Source organism: Paenibacillus sp. FSL H8-0261 (assembly GCF_045040645.1).
Classification (GTDB): Bacteria; Bacillota; Bacilli; order Paenibacillales; family Paenibacillaceae; genus Paenibacillus_AQ.
In genome coordinates this window covers 590,156-613,031 of the sequence record NZ_CP150297.1, presented here as the reverse complement: position 1 = coordinate 613,031, position 22,876 = coordinate 590,156, and the positions used below count along the sequence as shown (strand labels likewise).

The following is a 22,876-nucleotide window of genomic DNA, read 5'->3' as shown; positions in this document are numbered from 1 at the left end:
ATAGTATACGAACATGCCCCAGCTCGAATAGGGGGTAGCCTTAGGTTCATGCTATACACAACGTTAAGGAGTGATGCCGCATGACAGTGGAAGTGATGAAGGAACGACAGTTAACCAAGACAAGACAATGGGAACAGGCACTTAACCTGCTGTATATTGATTTCTGGGATTACTGCCATGATGCAATTAGCAAATTCGATGACGAGGACATTCACCAAGCAAGAGTGAACTGCCGTAAGCTGTTAACACTGCTATCCATTCTCGACCCTGGACATACTCTAGGGCTATACCCCCTATTTGAAAAAGCCCAAAAGAGATTAGGCAAGGTCAGAGATACAGATGTTCTGATTGAATCGTTCAAGACTAAACGTAAACACGCCAAGGAAAACGGCGATACAAAGACAGCAGAACTGTTGAAGGCTGTGATCGACCACCAAAAGGACAAGCGCAAAACTTATCGTAAAAAGCTGGCCGATGAGCTGCCTAAGCTAATCAATGAAGATCTGGATGAGAAGTGGAAAGCTTTCCTAAGTGAACAGCTAGAGGCCCTGGTAGCGAAAAAAGATGCCAACGTTGTCATGCGCGAACTTGAGGTAGCTTACGAGCAGAAGAAAAAAGCTTGCAAGGCTATATTTCGTGGACAAGATGCCGAATCAGAAGCAGCCTTCGACTCACTGCATGAGCTGAGGATGGCTGCTAAGGAACTGCGATATACCGCTAGTGCAGCCTCTTTTGCGTTAAATCAAAAATTTCATGCCCATGAGGAAATATATAAGCAGATCCAAGATCAGCTCGGGCTGATAAACGATAAACGCCTTTGGCTGGAAACACTAAATGCTATTGGGCGAGAAGAGCTGAATGTCGGCAAAAAAACATGGAATACCTTTACTGAGCAATTAAAAACCGATGTACTCGATGCGCTGCACCAAAATGATGTCATACCGCTCACACATCAAATGAAGTAACTCTGAACCTTTTACAATCTCTCTATTCAGCCGTTGTATCTGATGCGCCGTATTCTTCTATATTCACATTTACTTCATAGGTAATCGGAATTTGGCTGAAGGTTTCGTCCCAGTTATCCTTGACGCTCCGCCATACGGCTGGATGCTGATTATGTAGACTGGTGCCGAAACCGGCAGCTTCAGTATGCAGCTCCTTCTGCATCTTTGTTACAGTAGTTTGCACCATTTCTAGGACACGCTTCTGCAGCAAGGCTTTATCCTTCTTTACAATTCCGTCGTGTAATTTCTTCGATTTCTCGGCAAAGACCTCAGCATATCTACCTGTAGATGTTATTTTCACGTTAAAAGAGATCTGACCATTATTCACATTGGCTTTGATCTTGCTATGCATGGTTTTAACCTCATAGGTTAAGAGGTCATTGGTATCCGGATTATACGTCTTAAGCACTCCCCCTAGCCCCTTTCCGGTCAACCAGGCCATCCCTTCCAGCTCCGACTCATCCAAAAACCCAACAAGCTTCCCCGTTTCCCCGTTGATTACACCTGCTCCCGATAGCTTTGTCTCCTGATCAATAGGAATAACATTTTGCAATAAGAAGCTTTTCTTTCCTTGCAACGGGCCAACAACTTTTGCCAGAGATACCGGCTCCCATATCCCCATATTCCGGTCTCTGTTATTAAATATCCCTTCGAGTACAAAGGCAGGAGTCTGACCCGGCAGCGCATTTTCCAATACATCCTTGGCCATTCCCTTGCTGACAAATAACATAACACTCGGACGAATATCATTATCCCGCGTAAAGAAATCTATGATTTTAGTAAGATTATTGGAACGCGCGAGTTTTTCACTAATCACAATAACCTTTAAATGATGACCAATCGGAGTGCGTCTAGTACGCAGTGAAAGCTGCCGCATCGCTTCAAAGATAGAATCGCTAGTTTCACTCATATTATAGTAATTCTTAAAGGAGGAGGAAGAGGAACTGGCAGAAGACTTCATGACGGCGCCTCCCGATCCTTGTGGAATCGTAAATTGATAGGTACTTATTATTTTTTCAGGCTTCTTATGGCTCCCACCTTCCGGATTAGCTACTTCCTCGCCTCCTGACTCCTCCGCACTGTCCAGTGCAACACCAATCTGCATGTTTAATTCCTCGATCGGTACGCTGCTCCAGCAGCCTGATAACAGAGAACATAGTACAGTGAGTACGATCCACAACCTCCATTTTCTCATGAAGCAGCCCTCCGGAAGTATGTGATGATTAATAATGGTAAAGGAAGCACTCCGAATAAAATAAGCATACAATCACCAATGCCTGATCCTAAAGCAAACAAAGCATTCACATTAGGAGGAATCCTAGAAACTATATAAACAACCGGAAGTAATGCCAATAAACAGCTTTTGAAGCTTCTATGAATGATTTGAGACAAACCTAACGCCGCTGCATAAATCGCAACACAAAAGGTACAAAAGATCTGCATAATCCAGATCACCAGCAACAACGACTCAAACCTTTCAAAGATGAGATAGTTCACCTCAAAGCTACGTACAAGATCGAGAAACGGCCAGGTTCTTGTGAGAACTCCATCTATAGAAAAGGCACCTATGGTTGCTACAACTGCCAGGACATAAAATATCGTCGATATACAGGTTCCGGCTATAATTACCTTTACTGCTTTTTGGGGCTTGTCCATAAAAGCAACAACGAACAGCATCGCTTCACCAGCTGTAAAGGTCAGAATGGTTGGCCTGATCCCTTTCCATACGGGTTCCATTCCCTCTCCCAGTACTGGAAGTAGATTATTGAGGTCAAAAACTTCGAAACTTAGCAGACAAACCCCCAGAAACACTGTCCAGGTAATCGGAACAATAAGTCTGCACATGCTAGTGATCGCATTAATTCCTCCTCTGCATAAATAGAAGGCGATCCATATAAAAGCAGCCACTATCGCCCAAGGAGGTGTTCCTTCCAGTAGAAAAAAAGAGGTCACTTCCTGCACCGAACGTATCTCAAAGCCGGCAATACTGAGAAAATACCCAATGACTCCTATTGAGAGAACCACTCCGAGTGGTTTGCCGATGATCTTCCCGATATATTGAAAAAAAGTTTGGCCTGGAAACCTTTGACTAAGTTTCACAATGATCAAGCCTAACAGAAAGGAGATTAATCCCCCTAAAAAAATACTTATCCATACATCTGGACTACCACTGGCCTCTACAATGGTCCGAGGAAGCGTAAGTACCCCTGCCGCAATCGTATAATTGGCTAGAATGATCGTCGCTTGAACAGCAGTTATTCGATCCTTTACCTCGGCGCTCATGTTCTCTTCCTCCTTCACCTAGACTTTTCACCCTTTACGCAAAGGGTCCTTGGGTTTCAACAATGTAGGCCGCCCGGTTAAAAATTGCAAAGGCATACGGAATATAAAATCTTTCCAATTGACTGTTCTATTCGGGACTGCCAGACCAAGATAGGGAACACCAAAACTCTTCAGCTTAATTAAATGACTACTAAGCAAAAGAAAAAAAAGTACCACTCCGTATAATCCAAAGATTGCTGCAAAAAACATAGCCGCAAACCGGAGCATACGAAGCGTCATCCCAGCACTATACATTGGCATAGAGAAGGAAGAAACAGCAGTAATTGATACTACAATGACTAGGATTGGACTCACGATTCCTGCTTCTACCGCAGCCTGGCCGATGATCAAACCGCCGACAATCCCCATCGCCGGACCGATAGGTTTAGGCAAACGAAGTCCAGCCTCCCGTAAAATTTCAATCGAGGTTTCCATAATCAATGCTTCGATTAATACAGTGAAGGGAACGCCTTGCCTGGAGGCAATAATGGAAATGGCCAGCTTCGTTGGAATCAATCCAGGTTGGAACGAGAGAAAGGAGATATATAGTGCCGGCGCAAACAGTGATATCGTTGCCGCAAAAAAACGTAACAGACGTAGCAGCGACCCTACCATCCAGCGATCGTTATAATCCTCTGGAGATTGCAGTAACATCCCGAAGGTAACCGGCATAATCAACGCGAAGGGAGTACCATCAATTAAGATAGCTACTCTTCCTTCCAGGAGTGCTGCCATTACGCGGTCTGGTCTTTCTGTATTCTGAATCTGCTGGAAGGGACTATAACTATTATCCTCAATCAATTGTTCGACATAACCAGATTCTTGAACATCATCTATATCTATCGTTTTAATTCTTCGTTTAACCTCTTCTACAAGCTCATCATTCGCAATATCCTTGATATAGGTTAAGATGAGTTCCTTCTGCATTCTCTTTCCTAGAGTAAAAGAAATCATCGCTAGCTCCGTACTCTGCCCGTGTCTACGCAGCATTGCCGTGTTGTCGCTTAAAGTCTCATTAAATCCGCTCCGTGAGCCCCGTAAGACTGCTTCAGATTCTGGCTCTTGAATCCCTCTTGTAGCCCCCTTTGGACTACTAAGCACAAAAACTTCTGATATCCCCTCCACGAGCAGCACGGCAGATCCAAATAACACCTTCTGAAGGGAGAGGTATGCATTATCCGTAAGCTCAACTTCCGAGATAAGCAGGATCTCGTGGATGAGAATATCTTGTAGATCTTTCGCTTCCGCTTTGTTATTCATGTTCATAAACGGCTGATATGCATTCATTAACGGTTTTAAAATATTCTGATCCATTTTGTCTTTGTCCGTTAGACCGTCTACGTACAAAAGTGCTGCCCTTGTCTTAATGCTTCCGATTCGCAACTCCCTTACATTCACATCATGCATATCGGCGCTGATCTCTCTGAATTTCTGCAAATCATCCTCAAAATGGCCACTATAAGATATTCTCTTCCCCTTATCCTTAGTTACTACATTCGAGCTGGACTGCTTCACCGGCCCTTCTAAAATGCCTCTTTCTCCAGAGTTTTCTACGGAAGAAACACCTCCACCTTTGCTGCCAGTAGCTTTTTCCGCTCTAGTCGTTATCCTGTCTTCTTTAGCTTTAGCCCAGCTTATTGTACGAAGCAGGAAGAAAGGGACACAGAAAATCATAATCCCTTGGAAAACCACACCCCAACTTGGAATTAATTCTATTACCTCATTCCACACCCCTAACACCTCCTTTATAGCTGTGACCGTATTTTTTACCGAAGATGGATAATTCATGCATACAAAAAAGACCCCATAGTATGGGGTCTCCCTAAGTTAAACTTCATATGTTCTTATACCTCTATTGTATCTGTAAAGTGTCGGATGCTAGCCTTGGACGTTCGGCTGACGTAATTAAAGTTTATTGCGGCATCATGCGAGTGGTGATCGCGATGCGATTCCATGCATTGATTGTAACAATTGCCATGATGATCTCGCCAAGTCGCTTAGTATCGAAATGGCGCTCCGCTTCCGAATAGACATCGTCCGGTACATGTCCTTGTGTCACGAGTGTAACCGACTCGGTCAGCGCAAGCACTGCACGCTCCTCGTCGCTGTAGAACGGCGCTTCACGCCATGCGTTCAGCATGTAGATGCGCTGTTCCGACTCGCCTGCCTTGCGGGCATCCTTCGTATGCATATCGATGCAGAAGGCGCAGCCATTAATTTGTGACGCTCTGATTTTGATTAACTCCAATAACGACTTCTCCACGCCTGTCGATTGTACGAACGCTTCAAGACCCATCATCGCTTTGTATGCGGCTGGAATTTCACCGGCCAGATCCATTCTTTGTTCCATGGGGATAGCTCCTCTCCGGCTGTAGACCGGTTATCTTTTGATTGTTTCACTAATAAGACAATACAAAAGCTCCGTTTGTGACAGGTTACCCCATTCGTTGTAATTTATCGGGATTGAGTACGATATAAATATGCTCGATCCGCTCCCCGGCCGCATCAAGCTGGAAGCTGATCGCCTTAAGCGGCCGGCCATCCCGATAGATGACGATGCCCAGCTGGCCGTTAAGTAGCACCATCCTTTGCGAATCTCCGAGGAAGCCCTTCGTAATGACGCCTCCAATGAAAGCTTGAACACGATCCCTGCCCGTAATAGTGAAGATCGCTGCGCGAACTTTACCGCCGCCGTCCGACGTAAGCAGCGCGTCCTCGGTCAGCAGGCTGACAAGCGCATCGACGTTGCCGCCTCGAGCAGCTGCGAGGAATGCTGTCGCAAGAGGTGTTGCCTGAGCCGTGTTGTTTGGCAGAACTGGCGATTGTTGATGCAGCTTATCATTAGCACGGCTAAATATTTTTCGACAGTTGGCTTCTGATTTTCCTAATACATCGGCAATTTCGCTATATTCGAAAGCGAAGGATTGGCGCAAGATGAAGACGGCTCTCTCGACAGCCGATAAATGTTCCAGCATGACGAGCAGGGCGTAGGATACATTTTCATCGTGATCGAAAAGATCAGCAGGATTATCGCCGCCTCCATTCGTAAAGCTGACGAGCGGCTCCGGCAGCCATGTGCCGACATATTGCTCTCTCCTTATACGAGCGGATTGCATATAGTTGATGCAACGATTTGTTGTCATACGGATTAAGTAAGCTTTCGGATGGGTGATATCTATTGTTTGTAGCTTGCTGTACTCGATGAATACGTCTTGAACGAGGTCCTCTGCATCTGCTATAGAGCCGGTCATACGGTAAGCGATTGCTTTCAGCAGAGAGTGATAGTTGGTATATGCGACCTGAAAATCCATACGTGCTAGACTCCTTCCAAAGCTGTGCCTTTCATACCGTCACGGCTCACCGCGGCGTCTACATCGTTCAGCGGATGATCAACAATGTAGACGCTCTCCTAGGGCTTCATGTCTAGCCTATTTAGTGCACGCAGGAAAATATCCGGATGAGGCTTCTTAATGCCTTCTCAGCTTGAGATTAATATAGCATCAAAATACAACTAAATTCCAATTCCCTATGCTAGAATAACCTTGTTCAATATCCCTTGGTAGGCTGCTATCGGACGTAAGCCAACCAACTTTTCCATTGGCTGCCCATCTTTATATACAATGACTGTAGGCATCCCCATAACACCAGCTTCCCCAGCCAGATCCGGCAATTCGTCACAATTCACCTTCACAATAGAGACATCGTCTCCATATTCCTGATGAAGATCTTCCAAAAGAGGCAACAGCACCTTGCAAGGGGGACACCATGGCGCACCGTAATCTACCAAAACCGTTCCACCACCGCGAATCTCTGCTCGTACCCAATCAGCGCTATCTGCATTTGTAATAGCCATTTGTCATTCCTCCTCAAAGTTTTCAACTCCAGCAGTACCTACTCCAAACTCTCCAGTGTACATGCCTCTAAACTACTCTCGTTCTGCTCTTGCAAGATAGAGGCCATTCTTTCTTCCAAATTGCGTTTGATCTGATTCAGTTCTACAAGCTGACGTTCAATATCCTCAAGCTTGCTACGGTATAGTGGCATCACTTCTGCGCAGAAAGCTTCTTTGTTCTTCAAAACACAATGTAGAAAGCCCGCGATCTGCTCTGTGGACAGACCCAGGTTCAAATATAATTTTATCGTTTCTACCGTCTCCACAGCGAGCGGAGAGTACTCCCGATATCCGTTGGCCTGACGGATCGGCGAAATTAATCCCTGACTCTCATAATAACGAATTGAACGGACGCTTACGCCCGTCAGTTTAGCAAGCTCACCTATTTTCATAGCAATCTCCCCGGGGTTCATGAGAATTGTTCTACACCAGTATAAACCCTGACATCAATGTAAGAGTCAACAAAAAAAATCCAACCGTAGTTATCCCACAGTTGGACTCATTTATAATCTTACAACAAGTATATCCGCCGCTTATATTCTACAATAATCCTGCTGCCCAAAGCCCACCTCTACGAATCATTTCGCGGAATGGTTCTACTGAGAATGATGGTAAATGATGCCCTGGCATTAAATAAACAACCCGGCCCAAGCCAAATTCGTGACACCAAGCCGCTTGGCGCATAGCTCCCTCATGAGAATATTCAGCGAGCACCGTTGTTTCGAAATAAGGATGCATCTCAAAATAATACGGCTCATCCTCAATTACAAATTCTTCAATTCCCTGCATAATGGGATGCTCTCGTGCGGGTATGGACATCTGCAGCGAAGTATACTCTGGATGATGGGTGAAATGTGCGCCTAGCATAGCACCAAGCTCCTGATTGCGCTGTAAGGAAATTCCGTTATGTACCACTAGTAGTCCGCCCCCGCCAGCCACATAAGATAGCAAAGCACCACTTTGTTCCGCGGGGATTTTGTCATCAGAAAATTCAGTGTAGGAGATTACCAGCTTGTAGTCAGACAACGTTTCTTTATTGAGAAGTGCATAATCCTCTGAAGAGAAAACCTGTAAGTCATTCGCAAGGATTTGTTCGATCTCCCGGTCCACGCCAGCAAAGGGGTGATATTTAACCTCCGAGTAGCTTCCGAGTGCGAGTGCTTTTAGTGTAGACATGTTATCAGCGCCTTTCTTCTTATCTATTTTGAAATATCCGTTCTACCACGGCCATGAGCTGCCATCCGTATCCAGATAGGCTGGTTCCTCGCCCATATATTTTTTATAATCCAGAACAAGGTCGATAATCTGCTCCGCGGACTGTTCAGGAGTCATTTCCGCTTGCTCATCCTTCTTACCATGCATATAAGTCTGCAGCCAGCCAGGATGGAACACCATTACTTGACCGCCAAGCGTTCTCAGATGATTGTGCATCAAGGAGGATTGCATATTCAGTGCTGCCTTCGACATACAATAGCCATACATGTTGATACGCTTATTTCGGGCAATACTGCCTGCCTCCGATGAAATATTGACGATTAATTTATCCTCACTTTGTAGTAATAGTCCCATCAGTGCATTGCTGACTCTTAACGCGCCAAGCGTATTTACATTATATATTTCTGCCATGCCTTCATCATCCAGCTCCACCAGCACAGTAGCATTATCAGCAGAACGAATAATACCTGCATTATTAATAATCATATCGACATATCCAGTTTTACTGGCTATCACTCTTGCAGCCTGCTTCACACTATCTTTATTGCTGATATCTAGGGGGATAAGCTCCAACTGTTCAGGATATTGCTCTTTAAGCGCTTTCAAATCTTCCGATTCTTTTAAAAACTGTCCTGCAAATACTGAGAACTGGTTGGCCAGCAACGAACGTACAAGCGACAGTCCGAGCCCATGATCAGCTCCAGTTACACATGCAACTCTCTTCATTCTTCTGAACACTCCTATCTCGTAGCGATATGGTTAGGCATGTTGCTTCTTTTCACCTTAGCATGCTGTACTCTTTTTTTCAACGCGATTGGTTTCAGGTATATCGCCTCTTGTGCAAGCCTTTCAGAATCCTTTTTGTTTTAATTTTGATATATGTTACAATCATGATTACAGGTTGTTAACAACACAATTGTTAGCAAAATAACGATCCCAGGAGGGTGATATCTATGTCTATTCAACAACTCCATACGCTGGAGGATCTTGAGCAATATGTAGCTAAGCCTGGCAAGAAGCTGCTGTTCAAACACAGCACGACCTGCCCGATTAGTGCTAAAGCTAATGAAGAGTTTCAGGCTTATCTGAAGGATGCGGATACTGCCGCTGCAGTGGTCTTAGTCATCGAGGATCGTCCCGTTTCCAATCAAATTGCTGAGGATTTTGGCATCAAACATGAATCTCCACAACTCTTCCTGCTTGAGGACAATGAGGTTCGCTGGAACACTTCCCACTGGAAAATTACAAGAGATGCTATCAAAGAGGCTGTGAACCAATGAGTGAGCCAGTGATTGTCTATTCAACCGCAGGGTGCAGTGACTGTAATTTGGTTAAAAATTATCTTACGGAGCAGGGTGTCCCTTTTGAAGTAAGAGATGTTATGACCAGCACAGTCTATCAAGAGGAAGTTGAGAAGCTTGGATTCATGGGTGTTCCTGTCACTGTAGCAGGGGATCAAGCGATCAAGGGATTTAATCTTCCTGCGCTCAAAGCACTCATCGAAGCTGCCCAATAATTAAGCCATTAAACTATTCAGTACATGATGTAATTCATAGCTGCAAAAAAAGGGTATCCTCATAGCCAATCGGCTTGTGGATACCTTTTTTCAAAATATAAGAATCTATAATTTTCACGCTATACATTATCCTTATATTTCTCGCATAAACGCTTACCGTCCTTTAGGGACGCCGAAGGCGTTTTTACTTGTTAGTCATAGTCTATGCTTCCTCACGTATGAGATCTGCCACGACCAGCACATCCACGTTTCTGGCAGAACGCAGAATCTGCTTGGTAACATCGCCGCGGATACTTTTTCGCAGCCATGAGCGTTGTGATTGACCGATAATAATCTGAGTGCTCTGCAAAGCTTGAGATCTTTCAAGCAGCAACGACGCCACTCGGGCGGGGAGCCCACTCTCAATCATCTTAAACGTTCCACCCAGTCGTTCCGTCAATTCCTTTAAATCATTTATACGTTTATCATATACGGGTCCATTTTGTTTAAATTCCTGCACATACGTAACATACCAGCAAGCTTTTAGACGATATGCAATCCGAAAACCACGCCGAATTAAACGCTCCGCATGATCCCCCAAGGTGATACACACATATATAACTTCCTGACGCCGCCAAGGTCCCCGTAACGAACCAACACGTTCCCAAGATTCTAGCCTTTCATCAACATCATCAGCAATTTCCCGCAACGCCAGCTCCCGAAGGGCGATCAAATTCCCGATTTTGAAAAAAGCCCCCAGCGCCTGATCCACCTTGGCCATGGCATATATTTTCCCGTCCTTCATCCGCTCTTGAAGTGTTTTGGGGGATACATCTATAAGTTCTACCTCATTAGCCCGCTGAAGAATGCTGTCCGGAAAAGTCTCTCTTACTCTAACACCTGTAATTTGCTCTACGGCATCATTCAGACTTTCTAAATGCTGAACATTCACGGTAGAGATCACAGATATTCCCGCATCCAGCAGCTCCATAACATCCATATAACGCTTCTTATGTTTGCTGCCTGGCATATTGGTATGAGCAAGCTCATCCACTAGCACGACTTCTGGATTACGCTTAATAATTGCTGCCGTATCCATTTCCTCAAGAACAGTCCCGCGATACTCCATACGTAGACGTGGAAGGGTCTCCAAATCACCGATCTGTTCAAGGGTTTCTTTACGGCCATGTGTCTCCAGGAGCCCGATCACGACATCGATCCCTCTCTTCAAGAGATCGTTCCCTTCACGCAGCATCTTGTAAGTCTTGCCCACACCGGGAGCAGCCCCAATGTATACCTTAAAGGTTCCTCCGCGAATCGCATCGATTTTATCCTTTACTTCCTGACTACTTAACCTGTGATAGGCATCCGCTTTCCGTTCATTACGGCTCTGCCGGGTTGGAAGTACACGCTCTCCCTCACGGTCTGCGCGATCCGCTACGAAGAACACATCCACACCTCGGATTTGCTTCAGTAACGAATTGGCGATCGAGCCTTTCCATAACTCCTGCCAAGCGGTCTGTTTGGAGTGTCCCATAACGATCCGGGTAATATTGTGCCGGGTTGCGTATTTTACCAACAGACGAGGAATCTCCCGCTTCGAGCGAAAGGTGATTTCCTCCATAGAAGCACCAATCTTCTCGGTCAGCTTCCAGAGGGAACGCTTAAAGGTGGCTGCTTCCTTAGAAAGGGTGAGGCCCTGCTTCCAGAATGACACCACTGACAGATCCCCATTTAGCCGCTTGGCGATCTGCTGTCCACGTCGGATATGGATCGAGCCATTCCAGTAATACTGTGCGGAGACCAGCACCTTCTCTGCGATCCCCGAAGCTCCCTGCAGCCCTTGTTCTTCCCGGTGTTTCTCCAGCGAGTCATTAACATCCTCAGCGACCATCCGAAGTGCCAGCTCCCGCAGCTTGCTTAAATTACCCTTATTAAAAAGCGATCTCTGCTGGCGTTTACCTAAATGGCCATCGGACAAGCGCTGAAGTATTTTTTCAGGGGTCACATCAATTAGAACGATATCATCGGCAAGGGTAAGCACCTCAGCGGGAAGAGAATGCTCTACCTCAATCCCGGTCCATTTCCGTGCCAGATCCGCAGCACCTTCTAGTTCGTATACATTTACAGTTGTGATGACACTAATCCCATTACTCAATAAGTATTTGATATCGTCCAGTCTTCCAGATCTCTCTGCACCTTCGCGATTCTGGTGGGCCAAGCCATCGGTTAGCACAACTTCAGGATTACGTGCCACAATAGTTTCTACATCAAGATCCTTCTTCTCTATATCCTTTTGAAACCAATGAATACTTGGTATCCGTTCCAAATCGCCCAGCTGATCCTTAGTTTCTGGACTCTGATTCGTCGAAACCGCACAGATCACGACATCGATTCCCTGCGCTTTTAGCGCCTGGCCCTCACGCAGCATCTGATACGTTTTGCCCGACCCACTGACCGGACCGATATAGATCTTCAGACGTCCCCGATGCAGCTCATAGATAGAGAGCAGCAGCTCCTCCGGCGTCTTCCTCCGGTATGTTCCCATCAAGACCACTCCTTAATAACCCCGATCATGCATGTACCCTTCTGTTCCAAGAAGAAACGACGTTGTCGTCCTTCAAAGATGACAGCCGTTTCTCGTAGAAATATAAGGATGATGTATAATGTGAAACTTATACTTTCTTATATTTTAGAAAGCAAGATATCCCTGCCCGATTCTAGTAATCTGGCAGGGACATTTACTATATTTATTTGTTCGATAGTTTCAGTAGATCCATGTTCAGCTTCAACACATTGACCCGTTCTTCACCAAACAACCCTAAGTCACGACCCTCGGTATGCTTATTTACGAGCTCTTCCAGCTGTGTCGCAGGAATACCTGTTAAATTGCTAATCCGAGGAATCTGCACCATAGCTGAAGCTGGTGTGATATGCGGATCAAGCCCCGAACCCGAGTTGGTGACCAAATCAACTGGCAATTTGTTCACGGGCACATCCGGATTATCGAGCTTCCACTGCGTAATGAAATCCTTTGTCCGCTGCAGCATATCCGGATTGGATGGAGCGTAGTTATTGGACCCTGAGGCTTCTGCTTTATACTCAATACTAGACACACGACCATGAAATAGTGCTGGGTTCGTAAAGTTCTGCCCAATGAGTTCCGAGCCTACAACTACTCCAGCATCATTCTTAAGCAAGCTGCCGTTCGCTTGCGACGGCATTAGAACCTGGGCAAGCGCTGTAGTTGTCAGAGGATAGATCACTCCGCAGAGAACAATAAATACTAAACTTAGTCGCACAATAATAAAGAAATAAGCACCTTTCGATGATGATAACTGCTCTTCAGTGTCCTCCATGGAGTTTCCGTTATTCACGATGCTCTCACCCTTTCAATGATTAGTCAACACGTCGTTAAATCCATACACTTACGATCATATCAATGAGCTTGATGCCCGCAAAAGGAACAACCACTCCGCCTAGCCCATAGATAAATATATTGCGTCCAAGCAGCTTCGTAGAGCTCATAGCTTTATACGACACACCCTTCATAGCCAGTGGGATGAGCAGCGGAATAATAATCGCATTAAATATTAAGGCGGATATTATAGCTGAGCTTGGCGAGCCTAGTCCCATTACATTCAGGGCTTCCATTTCAGGAATGGCGAGCATGAACATCGCCGGAATAATAGCGAAATACTTCGCGATATCATTCGCGATACTAAAGGTTGTTAACGCACCCCGCGTCATCAGCAGCTGTTTACCAATCGCTACGACCTCTATAATCTTCGAAGGGTCAGAGTCCAAATCGACCATATTTGCTGCTTCCTTAGCAGCTGTAGTGCCGCTATTCATGGCTAAGCCCACATCAGCTTGTGCAAGGGCAGGGGCATCATTTGTACCATCCCCAGTCATGGCAACCAGCTTACCCTCGTTCTGTTCGCGGCGAATGACTGCTATTTTATCCTCAGGTGTACTTTCAGCGATGAAATCATCTACCCCCGCTTCACGGGCAATCGTAGCTGCGGTCAGCGGATTGTCACCCGTACACATGATGGTCTTGATCCCCATTTTCCGCAGCTCATCAAACCGCTCTTTCATGCCTGGCTTTACGGTATCCTTCAAGTAAATAAGTCCATAGATCCGATTGTCTACCGCAACCGCTAACGGGGTCCCCCCCATCCGGGCGATGGCATCAGAATTACTGTCGAGGTTCGCGGGAATGACACCGCCTTTCGACTGTACCCATTTCTTCACGGAGTCTACCGCACCTTTGCGTACGCAGCGTCCATCTTGCAGGTCAATACCACTCATCCGAGTTTCGGCCTTAAACTCTACGAATTCGCCACCTTCAGCAAGCTTGCTGTCATAGCTGCGTTCCAGCTTCTTGGCCAGCTCAATTACAGAACGTCCCTCAGGCGTCTCATCCTTCAGGGAACTGATGGCCGCCCACGCTGTAAGCTCAGCTTCCGTTTCATTTCCGACAGGAACAAATTCACTTGCCATCCGGTTCCCGAAGGTAATCGTTCCGGTCTTATCTAGGATCATCGTATTAATATCGCCGGCAGCCTCAACTGCCTTACCCGACATGGCGAGTACATTAAACTGGGTCACCCGGTCCATACCCGCTATTCCGATTGCCGAGAGTAGCCCCCCGATTGTTGTCGGAATCAGACAGACCAACAAGGCGATCATAACCGGAATATCAAGATCAACGCCTAGATAAGTTGCAATCGGCCGCAAGGTCACTACTACAATCAGGAAAATCAGCGTCAGACTGATCAAAAGCGTATTTAGTGCGATTTCATTCGGTGTCTTCTGACGTTTCGCCCCTTCAACAAGGGAGATCATTCGATCTAGAAACGACTCACCAGGATCACTTGTAATTCTGACTTTAATCTCATCACTGACGACCCGTGTACCGCCTGTAACGGAGCCAAAGTCCCCACCAGCCTCCTTGATTACAGGTGCGGATTCACCTGTAATCGCTGATTCATCTACGGAAGCCAGCCCTTCAATCACTTCACCGTCACCAGGGATGAGTTCTCCCTGACTGACGATGACGATATCTCCTTTACGCAGCTCGGAGGAAGAGACTGTCTTCACCGCTCCTCCAACCAGTTTGTTAGCTGTGATATCTTGTTTTGTTTTTTTGAGCGAATCGGCTTGGGCTTTACCCCGGCCTTCCGCCAGTGCTTCAGCGAAGTTCGCAAACAGCACTGTAAATAGCAGAATGAACAACACTGTGATATTGAAGCCTATCGATTGCTCTGCATTAAAATATCCAGGAGCCAGCACCATGAGGAGGACAATGATCGTACCGACCTCTACCACGAACATGACTGGATTTTTGATTAGCGTTACTGGGTTAAGCTTTATAAAACTATCCTTTACAGCGCTAAGGAGTATGGGTCCCGTCAGCAACTTTTTTCTTTTTACAGTACTCATCTTATTCTCCCTCTTCCTACCGTAAGGTTAGATATTCTGCAATGGGGCCGAGTACAATGACCGGCAGGAACGTCAACGCACCGATAATCACTACTGTACCAATCAGAATTCCCGTAAACAGTCCATTGTCTGTGCGGAACGTGCCAATCGTCTCAGGAACCGGCTTCTTCTTAAGCAGAGAACCTGCTACCGCCAGCATTGCAATGATAGAGACATAACGACCTAGCAGCATGACAATCCCGGTTGTGACATTCCAAAAAGTTGTATTGTCTGCAAGCCCTTCAAATCCTGAACCATTGTTCGCGGCAGAAGAGACATATTCATATAACACTTGGCTGAGTCCATGGAATCCAGTGTTCGTAATCGCCCCTTGCCCCAAATCGGTCAGGAACGCAGCTGCAGTTGGCACAAGGATAATGAACGGATGCACAAGGATCGCAATGGCAATCAGCTTCATCTCCTTGGCCTCTATCTTCCGTCCGAGGAACTCCGGTGTCCTGCCGACCATCAGACCGCACAGGAAGACACCCAGAATCGCATACATCAGCATATTGATCAGTCCGACACCTTTACCACCGAAGACATTGTTGAGCATCATCAGTGCAAGAGGCGTAATGCCTCCCAGCGGCGTCAGCGTATCATGCATATTGTTAACACTACCTGTCGTAGCTGCGGTTGTTACTGAAGTAAACAAGGAAGACTGCGGTATGCCGAAGCGCACCTCTTTACCTTCCATGCTACCTTGTGAAGATTCGATTCCTAGTGCATTGATCGCCGGATTACCTTTTGATTCAGCATAGAAGTTTAGGCTTAATAGCAGAACAAACAAGGTCATCATTGCGGTAAAAATTACCCAGCCCTGACGTTTGTTCTTGGCAAACAATCCGTACATATAAGGGAGCGAAGCTGGCAGCATCCACATAGAGAGAATCTCCAGAACGTTCGTAAGTGGATTAGGGTTCTCAAAAGGATGGGATGAATTGGCCCCGAAGAAGCCGCCACCATTCGTGCCCAGATGTTTGATCGATTCCAAAGAAGCTACTGGACCGATAGCAATTTGTTGTGTTTGGCCCTCTAGTGTAGTGACTTCAAGTGATGGCTTGAGCGTTTGTGGCACATGCAGTCCTACCAGCACCAATGAAACTAACAAAGCTAGCGGAATGAACACACGAATATGTGCTTTGACGAAATCCTCGAAGAAGTTCCCGACTGATTTCCGTCCCGTGATTCCTCTGACAAAGGCAACCGCAACAGAAAATCCGCTCGCTGCAGATGTGAACATCATCATCGTGATGACAGCCATTTGTGAAAAATACGAAAGTCCCGTCTCCCCGCTGTAATGCTGCAGGTTTGTATTAGTCATAAAGCTGATCACCGTATTGAACGAAAGCGTCTGTTCCATATCCGCAATTCCATTCGGATTTAGCGGTAAACCCCGCTGCAATCGAAGAAAGATATAGCTGAAAGTAACCAGTACGATATTCGTTAAAACAAAGCTGAGCGCATACTTCTTCCAGGACATACCGTCCCGTTTTTTCAGGCCGATCAGCTTATAAATTCCTTTTTCCATGCCTCCAAACCATCGATCCGTACGGTTCGGTTCATTAGAAAACACATAATATAAATACGTGCCCATCGGCTTAACCAGCAAGATAAGAATTACGATTACAGCCACTATTTGCAAAATGCCCATGAATGCCCCTCCTTAAAATTTCTCCGGATGAATCAATGCGTAAACCAGATATACAAACAACAGTAGGGTAACAGCGATTACTAGAATCACAGCTTATCCCTCCCTGTATCCTCAACTACACCTGCGCACCAGCGCATAAATCCATAAAACAACCCGTAAATTACAGCTAACGAAGCCACCATATACAGATCCATCATATCTCCCGCACTCCTTCTTTTATCCTTGATGAGGTGATTTATCGATTAGAAAATCAGCATCACCACTATGAGAATAGATTACATAACTTGCACCAAGTCTTTTATAGACCAATCTAGGATTTATTGAGCTTGTGATTACAAAAATCGGCTGTGTCGTCCAGGTGCGGCACATCTGAATGTAGCGGCAGCATAACGTAAAGCTGCTCTCGAACAGATATACCCGTCCTACCGGGAACGGCGGGCGAAACCAAGTATTCTGATGGCGGGTATCAACTAGAACGACTTGTTCAATCCCCATCTCTTCGAGTAGGGCCTTCTCAGGCAAGTTGTTGGTCAATCCGGCCATCTTAATGCCTCTGAATTTTAGAAGCTTAATAAAATGTTCGCCTGCCTTCGTTGGCGCACATACCAGTACATATTCATTCTGATCTGTCATCTCTTATTCTCCTCAAATGCTTTGCTTGTAAGATCAGAGCTTGATCACCCTGATCTTGAAAGAAAAGCTACCGCTAATGATGAATATAACGACCTCTTCGTGAGGTTTTCCATAAATGCTTTGCTTAAAAAAGCACAGCAAAAAGCCACAAAGGATTCTCCTCTGTGGCTCGCTAGCGGTCACATTGCACTCATCCTCTCTCCATACGCTTACGAGGTTAGCTGTCGGATTCGGGCGGTGAGAGTCGCCCTACCTGTATAGATGCGAGCTCACTCGCATCTTCTACAGGATTCACCCCATAACCGGCTTCCGACTCTCACATCGTCTGCCGATTGTTGGTTCCCCCGCTTTCCTTATCGGAAATTAAGCGGATCAAATATTCGATTGTTGTTGAAACAGGAGTAATCATACCCTTATGCAGGAAGAATTGTAAAACCTGATTGATGCCAAAATAATGCAAATTAAAAACTATTTTCGCGTTGGATAGCGCTTACTTGATATCCAATCTCTCTATATCTCTTGTTTACTCGAGTTTTAATCCATTAGCGAAAAGCGGGCATACCATGTGATTTTATTCACCACAAATGTAGAAATCTCAAAAAATCGCCTTTAGTAGGTAAGAAAACAAGAAGTCGAGATTAAGCGAGGAAGAAGCCCGATAACTCGCAATAAATACCTATTTGGTTCCCTTTTCCGTCGTAGTAGGCAGGATTTGGTTTAAATTGCGCTCAAAAGAACACTTTCTGTTTTTACAGAAACACCTTGAAAAGAGTATGATTCGGGTTGAATCTATTTCACGAAATACATTCAACGCTGAGTTCCTGCATTTGCAGGGAACGGGGGAACCATCAGGCCACATGGCCTACTTGGGGTGAATCCGAAGGAGACTGTTCAAGTCTCACATAGGTAGGGCGACTCTCACCGTCCGAATCCGACAGCTAACCTCGTAAGCGTAAAGAGAGAGACCCTTGATCCGCCACGCTTTGGCACAGGTGTGTGTATACCTGTATTCCAAAACCGCAGCAGAGGTCCTCCTCTTGCTGCGGTTTTTGCGTTACCTGAATCTATAGGGTGATAGCATGCTGGACGGGGTGAAAGGAATGAAACACTATTATTGGGGAACTCAGCAAGGGCTACTTGAGCCGATAAGTCTAAATTATGTTTGCTTTGGAGCGTTGTGGTTCGAAGAGGATCATCACAGAACTATTGTCGGCTATGCTTTTGGTCAGAAGCAGATTGAATCACTTCGCCATTTCAGCAGCCCATCTACCTGTGAATACTGTATGGACCGAACAATTATATACGAAATATATAAAAATATCCGAGAAAAGCAACAGCTGCAGGATTGGTCAGCACACCAACGTTTTCCGTGGCTCACCGCCTTTAAGGAACCGTGGAAAGATGTTGCTGTCGGTTGGTACGTAATGAGATCCCGCAACACCTTCCCCTTACATTTATCCGTTATACGCAAACAGAAATTCGGACTATGGCTGGAGCATGCCGCAGTCTGTGAGAATGAAGCTGAAATGCTCGCCTGTATAGAGAAGGCTAATGACATTCACCATGTAGATCTTAAGCTTTTGGAAACCTAAGGAGGAGAAAACTGTCATGGACCAGCGAAGACTATCTCGCATAGAAGTATTCGTCTTTGATTCACCTGAGCCTATTCATTATGGAATGGAGGCTGATCAAGGCAGCCGTTATGGCATCCTGAAACTTACCTGTAAAGGAGGTAGCAGCTGGGGGGCATGTCTTATCTCTGCCAATACCAAAACTTTCGATCTTATTAAATGGAGTTCTTTTCTCAGAATGATATACCATTGCCGGCTAGAGGAAGCGATAGATAAAGTACGTACCCATGGTTCAGAGTGGGATCAGACTCAGTTTGAGCTAGTACAAGGTGCTTTACAGGATTTAAAAGCCAAGCTGCAGGGTAAATCCTTGGCAGGGCACATTGAACAAGGTCGTCTGTACAGAGCTGTCGCTGGTGGGAGAGATTCCAAAGGAGGGCGGCTATATTATAAACCATCCAGTGTTGCGCTTCAAAAACATAGTTATCCAGAACCTGATACCGCCGAGCTTATCAACAAATCCATTTCTTACTTTTCTATATTATAGGTTCATCCCATAAACAATTCTGAAAGGATCGTGTTTATCATGCCTGACCCCTTACCTGCCGAATCCCCCCGTAGAACTATATTTGCAGAGTGTGTTCAGAAGTGTACGAATGATATCTATATGCTCAGTTCCATGTTGTTACAACAATCAGCAGAAGCTGAGGAGGTTACTATCCGTACTTTTAAAGAGCTTCATAAAATATTCCGTCAAAAAAGCTTCGACAGCCAGCTATTCTCTATCGAAGCTTACCGCTCTTGTATCCGACAATGCGCCGATTATTACGCACGCCGGTCTCTTCTGTCTGCCAAGGCGTTGCCTTGGGAGGAACAGCTTATAAAAACGATGTGGTATGGCCTAAAGCTATCTTTACCTCAAATAAGCATCATCCTGCAAAAGAGTGTTCCTGTACTAAAAGCGCAGCTTAGGCGTGTGCGGGAGCAACTGACTGCTCCAGAGGATTTGCTGCCTAGTAGTAATCTATCCGTTGTCTAATCCCTCAAAAGGAAACGACATTTGAGTGTACGGAGGATATATTGGACTCAGGAGCCCTGGAGTCCGCAACTATCTTCCAAATAACTTTTACGATACGTACACAAAAAAGAAAAAAGCCACGGCATCTGCCGCGGCTTCCTTTCCCTACTATTACGCTTTGCTCTTACGCGCCTTACCGTACATCCACAATCCCGCAATCATCCCTACCATGGCAATCCCAGTCAATACACCCTGAGTGAAATCCATAACAGCGGATCCATCTGAATGGAGCATTCTACTAACCGTAGCCAGAGATACCGAACTCATTAAAAGCATCATATTGTATTGTTCACTTTTAGTCATGATTACCACTCCTTAAAAGTTTATATATGAAGCCACTTAGATCTTGTAAGCCTTCATCGCTTTTCTGATCTCTTTAATACTTGGACGTTTGCCGTACATCAATACGCCTGTGCGATAGATCTTGGCAGCCAACCATCCAAAGATGAACGTGGTAACAAGCAGGATGGCTAATGATACAATAACTTGCCAGATCGCTACTTCACCAACACCAATTCGGAGCAGCATGGTCAATGGAGAGGTGAACGGTACATAACTCGCTACCTTAACCAGCAGAGTATCCGCATTGGAGATACTGAACAGTGGAACATAGAATGCTACGAAGCCTAACATCATAATCGGCATAACCGCTTGGCCAAGATCCTCTGTACGGCTGACAATCGAACCTACAGCTGCATACATCAAGGCATAGAGGAAATAACCTAGTACATAAAGAACAATTCCATAAAGCAACAAGTTAATATTAAGCTGGCCTAAATCCAGGTCTAAATCTTTCAAAATCGTTGCATTATGCGGAAGCTTAAGATTGACAACTACCGCTGCGATAATGACGCCAATTTGTAATAATCCTACTAAGAAGACACCGATAACTTTACCAAACATTTGCGCTAAAGGTGAGGCACTTGTAATCAGAATTTCCATGATCCGTGAGCTCTTCTCTGAAGTAATCTCAGCTGCGATCATATTACCGGTCATCATGATAGACATGAAGAACAGCATAAGCATGGCGTATACAATGACGTAATTAATAGGTGGAGTGGATTCCTGCGACGCATCCTTATCTCCCGCAGTCCCATCAGGGTTGAGCTGCTGAGTAGCTATCTGTACCGGTGTTGACATAGCAGCAATCTGCTCCTGCGTCAGCTTGTCGCCAACGATGAACTGGGTGTTGGCCTGCTGAAGGGCATTTTGGAGATAGATTTGCACATCGCCCTTCAATTCACCATTTTCACTATGATAAGTAACGGGTGGAAGTCCTTCGCCAGTAGGTTCTGCAAAAGTAACGTACCCCTCTACAGTCCCTTCATCTAAAGCTTTCTTTAGCTCCGCATCATCGGCAGAAGTATATTGCACAACTTTTGCCTGCGGCATTCCTTCAGGTGAAGTATATGCCTTCAACAACTCTGCAGCCTGATTTCCCTCTTCCGCGATCACAGCAATTTGAGTCTCTGCGTTTGTTTTAGAATCACCCTTAAACTGATCGATGATGTACGGAAGATTCATCCCAATGCTGAGCAGCAACACTAGAATTAATGTAGTAATCATGAATGATTTCGTTCTTACTTTATTTTTAAAGGTAAAGCCAATAATTGTCCCCATCTTATTCATGAGATTCACCCACCGCTCTGATAAAGATTTGATTTAATGTTGGTTCCTTAATTTCAAAATGCTCCACTTCACCCTGTGCCATCGCCTGCTGTAGGATACGTTGTGCTGCGCCGATCTCACTGATTGACAACAGATAACCTCGCTCCTGTCGCTGTACTGCTGTTACACCTGCAATTGATTCTAGACCGGTCACTTCGTTATCCGTACGCAACAATACTTGTTCACGAGGATACCCACTCTTAATCGTACGAATATCGCCCTGCACGACAGTATTGGAACGATCCAAAATCGTAATATTACGGCAAAGCTCTTCAACATGCTCCATCCGGTGAGTAGAGAATAAGATACTCGTTCCCTGATCACGCAATTCTTTTACCGTATCTTTCAGTAGTTCCACGTTAACAGGGTCCAAGCCACTGAAGGCTTCATCAAGGATGAGAATTTGCGGCTTATGAACAACTGCGGCGATAAAGCCCATTTTCTGCTGATTCCCTTTGGAGAGCTCTTCAATCTTCTTATTGTAGTAATCCGGAACCTCAAACCGATCGAGCCAGTAGCGAAGGCTCTTATCTGCATCACTAGCCGACATCCCGCGCAGACGTGCCAAGTAGACGATTTGATCGCTTACCTTTACCTTTGGATATAATCCTCTTTCTTCGGGTAGATAGCCCATGGTTTGCTGAAGTTCACTGTTATACGGCTTTCCATTATACAAAATATTCCCGCCATCAGGGTAAATTAGGCCAAGCACCATGCGCATTGTGGTTGTTTTCCCTGCACCATTTGCCCCCAGTAATCCGTAAATTTCCCCCTTGCCTACCGTTAGGTTAATTCCGTTTACAGCGGTTTTTTCTCCATATTGCTTCATTACACTTTCCAGCTTTAAGGCTTCCATT

24 protein-coding genes and 2 riboswitches are annotated in these 22,876 nt (G+C 45.5%); of the genes, 6 read left to right on the top strand and 18 right to left on the bottom strand.

Features of this window, described 5'->3' with window-relative positions:
* The first annotated feature begins 80 nt into the window (after positions 1-80).
* Positions 81-965 carry a CHAD domain-containing protein gene (locus MHI27_RS02735; protein ID WP_405175517.1) on the top strand — a complete coding sequence of 295 codons (885 nt, stop codon included), beginning with the start codon at positions 81-83 and terminating at the stop codon, positions 963-965.
* A gap of 22 nt (positions 966-987) precedes the next feature.
* Here the strand turns inward: MHI27_RS02735 and MHI27_RS02730 are convergent, their stop codons facing one another.
* The 9 genes from MHI27_RS02730 to MHI27_RS02690 all read right to left on the bottom strand — a co-directional run bounded on the left by MHI27_RS02730 (position 988) and on the right by MHI27_RS02690 (position 9,159).
* Positions 988-2,199 carry a Ger(x)C family spore germination protein gene (locus tag MHI27_RS02730; protein WP_405175516.1) on the bottom strand — a complete coding sequence of 404 codons (1,212 nt, stop codon included), beginning with the start codon at positions 2,197-2,199 and terminating at the stop codon, positions 988-990.
* Positions 2,196-3,287 carry a GerAB/ArcD/ProY family transporter gene (locus MHI27_RS02725; RefSeq protein ID WP_042184574.1) on the bottom strand — a complete coding sequence of 364 codons (1,092 nt, stop codon included), beginning with the start codon at positions 3,285-3,287 and terminating at the stop codon, positions 2,196-2,198. The genes MHI27_RS02730 and MHI27_RS02725 overlap by 4 nt, the downstream gene beginning before the upstream one ends.
* Positions 3,288-3,314: 27 nt before the next feature.
* Entirely contained in the window at positions 3,315-5,057 is a 1,743-nt protein-coding gene (locus MHI27_RS02720) for a spore germination protein (protein ID WP_405175515.1), read from the bottom strand.
* A 181-nt stretch (positions 5,058-5,238) separates the two neighbouring features.
* Positions 5,239-5,676 carry a carboxymuconolactone decarboxylase family protein gene (locus MHI27_RS02715; protein ID WP_042184569.1) on the bottom strand — a complete coding sequence of 146 codons (438 nt, stop codon included), beginning with the start codon at positions 5,674-5,676 and terminating at the stop codon, positions 5,239-5,241.
* A gap of 85 nt (positions 5,677-5,761) precedes the next feature.
* Positions 5,762-6,637 (bottom strand): RNA polymerase sigma factor SigJ, encoded by an 876-nt coding sequence (sigJ, locus tag MHI27_RS02710; RefSeq protein WP_405175514.1) that lies wholly within the window; start codon positions 6,635-6,637, stop codon positions 5,762-5,764.
* Positions 6,638-6,852: 215 nt separating this feature from the next.
* Positions 6,853-7,179, bottom strand: coding sequence for a co-chaperone YbbN (locus tag MHI27_RS02705; RefSeq protein WP_042184566.1), 327 nt, complete (start codon positions 7,177-7,179; stop codon positions 6,853-6,855).
* Positions 7,180-7,217: 38 nt separating this feature from the next.
* Complete coding sequence (locus tag MHI27_RS02700; protein ID WP_076285912.1) at positions 7,218-7,610, bottom strand: MerR family transcriptional regulator; 393 nt, start codon at positions 7,608-7,610, stop codon at positions 7,218-7,220.
* 148 nt (positions 7,611-7,758) lie between these two features.
* On the bottom strand, positions 7,759-8,394 hold the full coding sequence (locus MHI27_RS02695) for a ThuA domain-containing protein (protein WP_076285913.1): 636 nt from the start codon (positions 8,392-8,394) through the stop codon (positions 7,759-7,761).
* A gap of 42 nt (positions 8,395-8,436) precedes the next feature.
* On the bottom strand, positions 8,437-9,159 hold the full coding sequence (locus tag MHI27_RS02690; RefSeq protein WP_405175513.1) for an SDR family NAD(P)-dependent oxidoreductase: 723 nt from the start codon (positions 9,157-9,159) through the stop codon (positions 8,437-8,439).
* 227 nt (positions 9,160-9,386) lie between these two features.
* Between MHI27_RS02690 and ytxJ the strand changes: the two genes are divergently transcribed.
* Both ytxJ and MHI27_RS02680 read left to right on the top strand, forming a co-directional pair.
* Positions 9,387-9,713, top strand: a complete 327-nt coding sequence (gene ytxJ, locus MHI27_RS02685; protein ID WP_042123836.1) for a bacillithiol system redox-active protein YtxJ — start codon at positions 9,387-9,389, stop codon at positions 9,711-9,713.
* The gene (locus MHI27_RS02680; protein ID WP_042184561.1) at positions 9,710-9,949 is read left to right on the top strand and encodes a glutaredoxin family protein; all 240 of its coding nucleotides are present in this window, start codon (positions 9,710-9,712) and stop codon (positions 9,947-9,949) included. Before ytxJ ends, MHI27_RS02680 begins: the two co-directional genes overlap by 4 nt.
* A 202-nt stretch (positions 9,950-10,151) precedes the next feature.
* On the opposite strand, the gene MHI27_RS02675 is transcribed toward MHI27_RS02680, so the two are convergent.
* From MHI27_RS02675 to MHI27_RS02650, 6 genes are all read right to left on the bottom strand, one after another.
* The gene (locus MHI27_RS02675; RefSeq protein WP_405175512.1) at positions 10,152-12,476 is read right to left on the bottom strand and encodes a histidine kinase; all 2,325 of its coding nucleotides are present in this window, start codon (positions 12,474-12,476) and stop codon (positions 10,152-10,154) included.
* A gap of 202 nt (positions 12,477-12,678) precedes the next feature.
* On the bottom strand, positions 12,679-13,287 hold the full coding sequence (gene kdpC, locus MHI27_RS02670; RefSeq protein WP_405176687.1) for a potassium-transporting ATPase subunit KdpC: 609 nt from the start codon (positions 13,285-13,287) through the stop codon (positions 12,679-12,681).
* 55 nt (positions 13,288-13,342) lie between these two features.
* Positions 13,343-15,376: a potassium-transporting ATPase subunit KdpB gene (gene kdpB / locus MHI27_RS02665; protein ID WP_405175511.1), complete on the bottom strand. Its 2,034-nt coding sequence runs from the start codon at positions 15,374-15,376 to the stop codon at positions 13,343-13,345.
* A 16-nt stretch (positions 15,377-15,392) separates the two neighbouring features.
* Positions 15,393-17,069 carry a potassium-transporting ATPase subunit KdpA gene (gene kdpA / locus MHI27_RS02660; protein ID WP_076300140.1) on the bottom strand — a complete coding sequence of 559 codons (1,677 nt, stop codon included), beginning with the start codon at positions 17,067-17,069 and terminating at the stop codon, positions 15,393-15,395.
* A gap of 12 nt (positions 17,070-17,081) precedes the next feature.
* Positions 17,082-17,159, bottom strand: coding sequence for a K(+)-transporting ATPase subunit F (gene kdpF / locus MHI27_RS02655; RefSeq protein WP_076285959.1), 78 nt, complete (start codon positions 17,157-17,159; stop codon positions 17,082-17,084).
* Between the two features lie 126 nt (positions 17,160-17,285).
* Positions 17,286-17,702 carry a hypothetical protein gene (locus tag MHI27_RS02650; RefSeq protein WP_076285918.1) on the bottom strand — a complete coding sequence of 139 codons (417 nt, stop codon included), beginning with the start codon at positions 17,700-17,702 and terminating at the stop codon, positions 17,286-17,288.
* A gap of 190 nt (positions 17,703-17,892) precedes the next feature.
* A riboswitch (cyclic di-AMP (ydaO/yuaA leader) is annotated at positions 17,893-18,082 on the bottom strand.
* Positions 18,083-18,503: 421 nt separating this feature from the next.
* Positions 18,504-18,669: riboswitch (cyclic di-AMP (ydaO/yuaA leader) on the top strand.
* 133 nt (positions 18,670-18,802) lie between these two features.
* Here MHI27_RS02650 and MHI27_RS02645 point away from each other — a divergent pair.
* The 3 genes from MHI27_RS02645 to MHI27_RS02635 are packed head-to-tail and all read left to right on the top strand — an operon-like array spanning position 18,803 to position 20,312.
* Positions 18,803-19,294, top strand: coding sequence for a hypothetical protein (locus MHI27_RS02645; protein ID WP_405175510.1), 492 nt, complete (start codon positions 18,803-18,805; stop codon positions 19,292-19,294).
* A 16-nt stretch (positions 19,295-19,310) separates the two neighbouring features.
* Entirely contained in the window at positions 19,311-19,820 is a 510-nt protein-coding gene (locus MHI27_RS02640; protein WP_094877483.1) for a hypothetical protein, read from the top strand.
* 39 nt (positions 19,821-19,859) lie between these two features.
* Positions 19,860-20,312, top strand: a complete 453-nt coding sequence (locus MHI27_RS02635) for a hypothetical protein (RefSeq protein WP_405175509.1) — start codon at positions 19,860-19,862, stop codon at positions 20,310-20,312.
* Between the two features lie 150 nt (positions 20,313-20,462).
* Here the strand turns inward: MHI27_RS02635 and MHI27_RS02630 are convergent, their stop codons facing one another.
* The 3 genes from MHI27_RS02630 to MHI27_RS02620 are packed head-to-tail and all read right to left on the bottom strand — an operon-like array spanning position 20,463 to position 22,875.
* On the bottom strand, positions 20,463-20,654 hold the full coding sequence (locus tag MHI27_RS02630; protein WP_341126344.1) for a hypothetical protein: 192 nt from the start codon (positions 20,652-20,654) through the stop codon (positions 20,463-20,465).
* A 36-nt stretch (positions 20,655-20,690) separates the two neighbouring features.
* Positions 20,691-21,980, bottom strand: a complete 1,290-nt coding sequence (locus tag MHI27_RS02625) for an ABC transporter permease (protein ID WP_405175508.1) — start codon at positions 21,978-21,980, stop codon at positions 20,691-20,693.
* Positions 21,973-22,875 carry an ABC transporter ATP-binding protein gene (locus MHI27_RS02620; RefSeq protein WP_076285924.1) on the bottom strand — a complete coding sequence of 301 codons (903 nt, stop codon included), beginning with the start codon at positions 22,873-22,875 and terminating at the stop codon, positions 21,973-21,975. The genes MHI27_RS02625 and MHI27_RS02620 overlap by 8 nt, the downstream gene beginning before the upstream one ends.
* Position 22,876 lies beyond the last annotated feature (1 nt).